The 6527-nt window shown below is 73.6% G+C and carries 5 protein-coding genes, 1 tRNA gene and 1 pseudogene; 4 read left to right on the top strand and 3 right to left on the bottom strand.

From position 1 onward, the window contains the following. Positions 1–232: 232 nt before the first annotated feature. Positions 233–1816: an anthranilate synthase component I family protein gene (locus tag FLM69_RS10880; protein WP_141844218.1), complete on the bottom strand. Its 1584-nt coding sequence runs from the start codon at positions 1814–1816 to the stop codon at positions 233–235. A 53-nt stretch (positions 1817–1869) separates the two neighbouring features. Between FLM69_RS10880 and FLM69_RS10885 the strand changes: the two genes are divergently transcribed. The 3 genes from FLM69_RS10885 to dnaG all read left to right on the top strand — a co-directional run bounded on the left by FLM69_RS10885 (position 1870) and on the right by dnaG (position 5154). Continuing rightward, the gene (locus FLM69_RS10885; RefSeq protein WP_141844220.1) at positions 1870–2901 is read left to right on the top strand and encodes an arsenic resistance protein; all 1032 of its coding nucleotides are present in this window, start codon (positions 1870–1872) and stop codon (positions 2899–2901) included. 63 nt (positions 2902–2964) lie between these two features. Beyond that, entirely contained in the window at positions 2965–3213 is a 249-nt protein-coding gene (locus FLM69_RS10890; RefSeq protein ID WP_141844222.1) for a hypothetical protein, read from the top strand. A 30-nt stretch (positions 3214–3243) separates the two neighbouring features. Further along, the gene (gene dnaG / locus FLM69_RS10895) at positions 3244–5154 is read left to right on the top strand and encodes a DNA primase (RefSeq protein WP_141844224.1); all 1911 of its coding nucleotides are present in this window, start codon (positions 3244–3246) and stop codon (positions 5152–5154) included. Between the two features lie 102 nt (positions 5155–5256). On the opposite strand, the gene FLM69_RS10900 is transcribed toward dnaG, so the two are convergent. Continuing rightward, positions 5257–5931 carry a PepSY domain-containing protein gene (locus FLM69_RS10900; RefSeq protein WP_036318093.1) on the bottom strand — a complete coding sequence of 225 codons (675 nt, stop codon included), beginning with the start codon at positions 5929–5931 and terminating at the stop codon, positions 5257–5259. 206 nt (positions 5932–6137) lie between these two features. Here FLM69_RS10900 and FLM69_RS10905 point away from each other — a divergent pair. After that, positions 6138–6209 (top strand) — tRNA-Asn (locus FLM69_RS10905). On the opposite strand, the pseudogene FLM69_RS11735 reads toward FLM69_RS10905, so the two are convergent. Further along, positions 6171–6401 (bottom strand): annotated as a pseudogene (locus FLM69_RS11735) (helix-turn-helix domain-containing protein); the annotation flags it as partial. The gene FLM69_RS10905 and the pseudogene FLM69_RS11735 overlap by 39 nt on opposite strands. Between the last annotated feature and the right edge of the window lie 126 nt (positions 6402–6527).

Genomic DNA, 6527 nt, shown 5'->3' on the forward strand with positions numbered 1-6527 from the left:
GTTAGCGTGAGTCATGAGTGGGTCTCTTCTGGCAGGTGGGTTGTTGAGGAACTTCCATCCTGCGGGAGAGGCCCACTCGTCTCATCTCAGCCCGGTACGGATGTCAAGAACCTCATGACCCACAACACCTAGGCAGGCGGCGCGGGTGGTCGCCTCCCCTCGTTTGGGGGCGGTTTGCGGCGTTATTCCGTCGGAATACCGCCGAATATCGCCCCCGAACCACGGGGTGGGGTCAGGCGACGTCGGGCGCCGTCGTCGGCAGGCCCGTTCCGGCGGCGCGGGCGAGGGCCCGGCGCAGGCCGCGGGCCTTGAGGAGGACCTCGTCGTGCTCGGCGGCCGGGTCCGAGTCCGCGACGATCGCCCCGCCGGACCCCACGGACCAGCGGCCCCCGGCGAGCACGGCCGTGCGGATCACGACGGACAACGACGTCGTCCCGTCCGCGCCCAGCATCCCCAGCGTCCCGGAGTAGACCCCCCGTGGGGAGGCCTCCCACGCGGCCAGCAGCTCGACGCTGCGTCGCTTCGGCGCGCCCGTCATCGACCCGCCCGGGAACAGCGACCGCACCACGTCCACGGGTTCGACGCCGGCCCGTGCGGTGCCCGTGACGGTGGAGACGAGCTGGTGGACGCTCGCGTAGCTCTCCACCGCCATGAGGGAGGGCACCTGCACGGAGCCGGGCTCGCACACGCGGGAGAGGTCGTTGCGCAGCAGGTCCACGATCATGAGGTTCTCGGCGCGCGTCTTGGGGTCGGCGGCGAGCGCGCGGGCGGCCTCGGCGTCCCCGGCCGGGTCGGCCAGTCGGGCGGCGGTGCCCTTGATCGGCTTGGTGCTGTACCGGCCCTCGCGCCCGGCCAGGAACCGCTCCGGTGAGGCCGAGACCACGGCCCACCGGCGGGAGCCGGTGCCGTGTTCCAGCAGCGCCGCGTACGGGGCCGGCTGGTGCGCGGCGAGCTCGTGGAAGAGGACCAGCGGGTCCACGCGCAGCCCGGGATCGGCGTCGAAGCGGGTGGTCAGGCACAGCTCGTAGGAGTCGCCGGCGTGCAGCGCGGCGCGGCAGCGGGCGATCTGCTCGGCGTACGCCGCCCGGTCCTCGCGCCACGTGCCAGGCGCCTCCTCATCGGCCCGTGGTCCCGGGACGGCGTCCTGCGGCGGGGGTACGACGGCGTCGCCCGCCGCCGTCTTGAGAGCGCGGCGGGCCGCGGCGAGGGCGCGGCGCACGTCCGCCGCCCAGCGGTCGGCCCCGGCCTCCGCGGTGGTCGGATCGAGGGAGACGACGCAGCAGTGCAGCACCCCGGCCGCGTGGTCGGCCACGACGTAGCGGGACGGGCGCACCCAGAACTGCGCGGGCAGGGGCGCGGGGTCCTCGGCTCGACGTGAGGGCGGTGTCACCCCCAGATCCGCCAGGCCGAGCTCGTAGCCGAGCCAGCCGACCAGGCCGCCGCGCAGGGGGAGGCCCTCGCCGCCGACCACCGGCCGGGGCGCGGCCGCAGCCGCGAGGTCCGCCCACGCGCGGTCTGGATCGGCGGGGTCGTCGTGCCGGACCAGCCGCGGGCCGGGGGAGGGCGCACGGCCCTGCTCCTCGCCGAGCACATCCAGCCCGTCGCCTGCCACGGACCAGCGTGCCTCGGCCGGGTCCGGCAGGGCGGAGTCCAGCCAGAACGACGCGGCCCCGCGCACGACGGCGTGCGCATAGACCGCGGCCACGGCGGTCGCCGCCGTGTGCCCGGCCGCGGCGAGCGCCGCGGCGTCGAGCGTGCGGACGGCGACGTGCAGGGGAGTGGAGGCGTCCTGGGGCGGGGCGGGCGCGGTGGGCATGGCCCCCAGCGTAGGGGTCAGCCCCCGTCCGGATCGCTCCGTACGCTGGCGGCATGCCGTCCTCCCCGCCCCGCCGCGCCCTGGTCGCCGCGCTCGAACGCCACCAGGTGGCGCTGTACCTCGCGGGGATCGCCGCGGGCGCCGTCGTCGGGTGGGCCGTGCCCGGGGCCGACGCGTGGGCGGTGTTCGTCGAGCCGGTCCTCGCGCTGCTCCTGCTGGCGACGTTCCTGGCGGTGCCGTTCGCCGCGCTGGGCGCGGGCCTGCGGGACGGCAGGTTCCTGGTGTCACTGCTGGTCCTGAACTTCGTGGTGGTGCCGGCGGTGGTGTTCGGGCTGAGCCGGTTCGTGGCCCACGACGACGCGCTGCTCGTGGGCGTGCTCCTCGTGCTGCTGGCCCCGTGCGTGGACTACGTCATCGCGTTCACCGCGCTCGCGGGCGGGGCGGCCGAGCGGCTGCTGGCGGCGGCCCCGCTGCTCATGCTCGTCCAGCTGGTCGTGCTGCCCGTGCTGCTGCGCGTCGTCGCCGGCGAGGCGGCGGTGGCCGCGGTCGACGTCGGGCCCTTCGTCCGTGCGCTGGTCATGCTGATCCTGGTGCCGCTGGCCGTGGCCGCCCTCGTGCAGCGCACGGCGCGGCGGGGTGCGCCCGGACCCCGGCGGGCGGCCCGTGCGGTCGAGGAGGGGATGGCGGCGGCGATGGTCCCGCTCATGGTCGTCACGCTGTTCACGGTGGTCGCCTCCCAGATCCGCGGGGTGGGGGAGCGGCTGCCCGCGCTGGCCGCCGTCGTGCCCCTGTTCGCGGCGTTCGCCGCCGTGATGGTGGCCCTCGGCGTGGTGGCTGCGCGGTGGGCGCGTCTCGACGTGCCCGCAGGTCGGGCGCTCGTGTTCTCGGGCGTGACGCGGAACTCCCTGGTCGTGCTGCCGCTGGCGCTGTCCCTGCCGCCGAGCCTGGACCCGGCCCCGCTCGTGGTGGTGACGCAGACGCTCGTGGAGCTCGGGGCGATGGTGAGCCTCGTCCGGCTGGGGCCTCGGCTGCTGCCGCTGCACGGGCAGTCCGCGGGGGCGGGCGCGCGGCGAACCGTGACCTGACCCCCCCAGAACGTTGCCTTTCCGTGACCGGAATCACGGTCCCGGGTGGCTATCGTGGGCGACATGAGCCCTTCATTCGTGTCCTCGGCCCGCCGCCGTCGCCACGGCGGCCTGGCCTCGGCCGCGCTGTTCCATCCGCTGGTCGAGGCGGCCACCGGCGCGCTGCCCGTCATCGACCCCGCCACCGGGCGCCCCGCGTCCGAGGGAGCGGGCGCGGCGCGGACCGAAGCGCCCCGCGCGGCGGGGACCGGTCCTGCACAGGCCGCAGCGGATGCCGAGCCGTCCACGGAGGCCGGTTCCGCTCGGGGCTGACCGCCCCGCCCCGTCCCTAGAATGGTCCGCATGGCTGGACTGATCGTGCGCAAGGACATCGACCTCGTCCGCGAGCGCACGGATCTGAAGGCCGTCGTGGAGGAGTTCGTCACCCTGCGCTCGGCGGGCGTGGGCTCATTCAAGGGGCTGTGCCCGTTCCACGACGAGCGGACGCCGTCGTTCCACGTGCGCCCCGGCGTGGGCACCTACCACTGCTTCGGCTGCGGCGCGCACGGGGACGTCATCAGCTTCCTCATGGAACTCGAGCACACCACCTTCATGGAGACCGTGGAGCGACTGGCGTCCCGCGTGGGGGTGGAGCTGCACTACGAGGACGGCGGCACCGGCCCGGACAAGGCGGAGACGGGGCGCCGTCGTCGTCTGTTCGAGGCGAACAAGGTGGCGGACGAGTTCTTCCGTCGTGCCCTCGGCTCGCCCGAGGCGCAGGCCGCCCGCGACTTCCTCACCCAGCGGGGATTCACACAGGAGCACGCGGCGCAGTTCGGCCTCGGATATGCCCCGCAGGGGTGGTCGCATCTGCTGGACCACCTCCGGCAGCGCGGCTTCCGGGACGAGGAGCTGCGCGCCTCCGGGCTGGTGTCCGAGGGACAGCGCGGCCTGTACGACCGGTTCCGCGGCCGTCTGCTCTGGCCCATCCGGGACATGACCGGCGCGACCATCGGCTTCGGCGCGCGCAAGCTGTACGACGACGACCCCGGGCCCAAGTACCTCAACACCCCCGAGACGCCGCTCTACAAGAAGTCGCAGGTGCTCTACGGGATCGACCTGGCCAAGCGGACCATCGCCAAGGAGCGTCAGCTGGTGCTCGTCGAGGGCTACACGGACGTGATGGCGGCCCACCTGGCCGGCGTCGGGACGGCGGTGGCCACGTGCGGCACCGCGTTCGGCGCGGACCACATCAAGGTGGCCCGCCGCCTGATCTCCGACGACGGCACGGGCGGCGAGGTGATCTTCACCTTCGACGGCGACGAGGCCGGGCAGAAGGCCGCGCTCAAGGCGTTCGACGAGGACCACCGCTTCCTCGCCAAGACGTTCGTGGCCGTGGAGCCCAGCGGCATGGACCCGTGCGATCTGCGCATGCAGAAGGGCGACGAGGCGGTGCGCGCGCTCATCGCCTCGCGGCGGCCGCTCTTCGAGTTCGCGATCCGGGCCGGGCTCAAGGACTACGACCTGGACACCGTGGAGGGCCGCGCCGGCGCCCTGCGCCATGCCGCTCCGATCGTGGCGGGCATCAAGGACGCCGTCCTGCGTCCCGGCTACGAGCGGGAGCTGGCCGGCTGGCTCGGCCTGGACCCGAACGCCGTGCACCGCGCCGTGGCCGCGGCCGGGCGCGCGCCGCGGCGGGGTCCCGAGCCCGAGGCGCGGCCGGCCCCGGCGGACGACGGGGAGGCGATCGGTCCCCAGGGCCGCCACGGGGAGGCTGCCGCCCCGGCGCCGCGGATCGTGGTGCCGGTGGATCCGCGCGACCCCGTCGCCCGCCGGGAGCGGGAGTCCCTCGAGGTGGTGCTGCAGCATCCGACCCTGCTCTCCGCGGAGCAGTGGACCGCGCTGTACGCCGCCCGCTTCACGGTCCCGCAGTACGCCGCCGTCCACCAGGGCGTGAAGATGGCCGGGTCGGCGGGGGCGACGCCGCAGCGCTGGGTGGACGCCGTGCGGGATGCCGTGCCCCAGGAGGTGGCCGGCGTCGTGTCCGAACTGGCCGTCCGCGACCTGCCCGCCCGCACTCCCGAGGATGTGGACCGGTACTGCCGGGACATCATGAACCGCCTGTTCGCCCTGCAGATCGTGCACCGCAAGGAGGAGCTGCTCGGGCGCCTGCAGCGGCTCGGCCCCGAGGGCGACCCCGCCGAGTTCACCCGCCTCAACAGCGAGCTCATGGACCTGGAGGCGCGCCGCCGGGCCCTCCGCGCCGACGACTGACCCCCACCCGTTTTCGTTCGGGAAACGGCGGCTCCAGGCGCGTTTTCGTTCGGGAAACGGCGGCCCCAGGCCCGTTTTCGTTCGGGAAACGGCGGCGCGGCGTCAGTGCTCGTCGACCTTGAGCACCTCACCGGACCTGGCGTCGATCTCGACCTCGGGGCCGTCCGAGCCGTCCTCGCGGTCGAACTCGACCTCCCACTGGAGGGTGCCGTTGTCGTCGTCCAGGTCCATCTTGTCCAGGGTCACCCCGTCACGTCCCTCCCGGGCGGTGTCGAGTGCCTGCTGGGCGGTGATCTCGGCGTCCTTCGCCTTCTGGACGTCCTCGAGATCCGACTCGCGGTCGGTCTCGGTGATGTCGCCGTCGGCGGTGACGTCCAGCTCCTTCACCTCCTCGCCCACCACGACGTCGACCTCCCAGGTCGTGTCGTCATCGTTGGCGTCCACCTCGACGATGATGCCGTCGCCGTGCTTCTCCAGGACCGCGTCGATCACCGCGTAGGCGAGGTCGTCGGCCTGGCCGGTGCCCGAGCCGCTGCTGGCCGCGGCGGCCGTCGACGACGCCGACGTCGACGAGGCCGACGACGACGCCGAGGCCGACGTGGTCGAGGCGTCGTCCGTGGCGGGGGTGCTCGCCACTGCCGAGGAGGCGTCGACCTCCGGCGAGACGGAGCCGTCGTCGCCGTTGTCGGCCGTGGTGCCGCAAGCCGCGAGGGCGAGCGCGGCCAGCACGCCCGTGCCGGTCAGGGCGGTCTTACGCGTGAGGGTCGTGATGGTCATGGACACGTCTCTCCTTCGGGTCCGTTCCTGATGGTTCTGGGGATGTCCTCGCACGGTAGGCCTGCCGGAGCCGTGCCTGGCAAGGGCCGCCGGTCCCCGGGGGCGGGCAGGGCGACGACGGCGCCCCGCGGCCGGGTGGCACGCGGGCGGGGGCTCTGGTAGAGTTCCATCCGTTGTCCGAACGGCTCCGGCGGTTCGCGGCACATTCCCCCGTAGCTCAACGGCAGAGCATTCGACTGTTAATCGAAGGGTTGTTGGTTCGAATCCAACCGGGGGAGCCGAACAGAGGCCCCTACACCGACCATGTCGGTGTGGGGGCTTCTTAGTGCTTGGAGGATGACCGGGCCGAGCAGCTCCGCGAGCGTGATGTCGAAGACCTCCGCGATGGTGGCCAGCTCCTCCAACGTAAAGGCCACCCGCGCGCGAAGCCGGTGTGAGATGCCGCTCTGTGAGACGCCGAGCGCCGCTGCTAGGGCGTGTTGCTAAAGGGTTCGGGGACGTGGATGCGCGAGTCTGGGGTCATGTCGCGTGATGTCATCTCGGACGAGGTCTGGGCCGTGATCGGCCCGCTGTTCCCCACGCCGAAGTCCACCGGT

The sequence above is a fragment of the Micrococcus sp. R8502A1 genome (assembly GCF_006704135.1).
Lineage (GTDB): Bacteria > Actinomycetota > Actinomycetes > Actinomycetales > Micrococcaceae > Micrococcus > Micrococcus luteus.

Bases quoted from the DNA above. Each gene is read 5' to 3' on its own strand.
- FLM69_RS10880 (WP_141844218.1), bottom strand. From the start codon at position 1,816: ATGCCCACCGCGCCCGCCCCGCCCCAGGACGCCTCCACTCCCCTGCAC.
- FLM69_RS10885 (WP_141844220.1), top strand. From the start codon at position 1,870: ATGCCGTCCTCCCCGCCCCGCCGCGCCCTGGTCGCCGCGCTCGAACGC.
- FLM69_RS10890 (WP_141844222.1), top strand. From the start codon at position 2,965: ATGAGCCCTTCATTCGTGTCCTCGGCCCGCCGCCGTCGCCACGGCGGC.
- dnaG (WP_141844224.1), top strand. From the start codon at position 3,244: ATGGCTGGACTGATCGTGCGCAAGGACATCGACCTCGTCCGCGAGCGC.
- FLM69_RS10900 (WP_036318093.1), bottom strand. From the start codon at position 5,931: ATGACCATCACGACCCTCACGCGTAAGACCGCCCTGACCGGCACGGGC.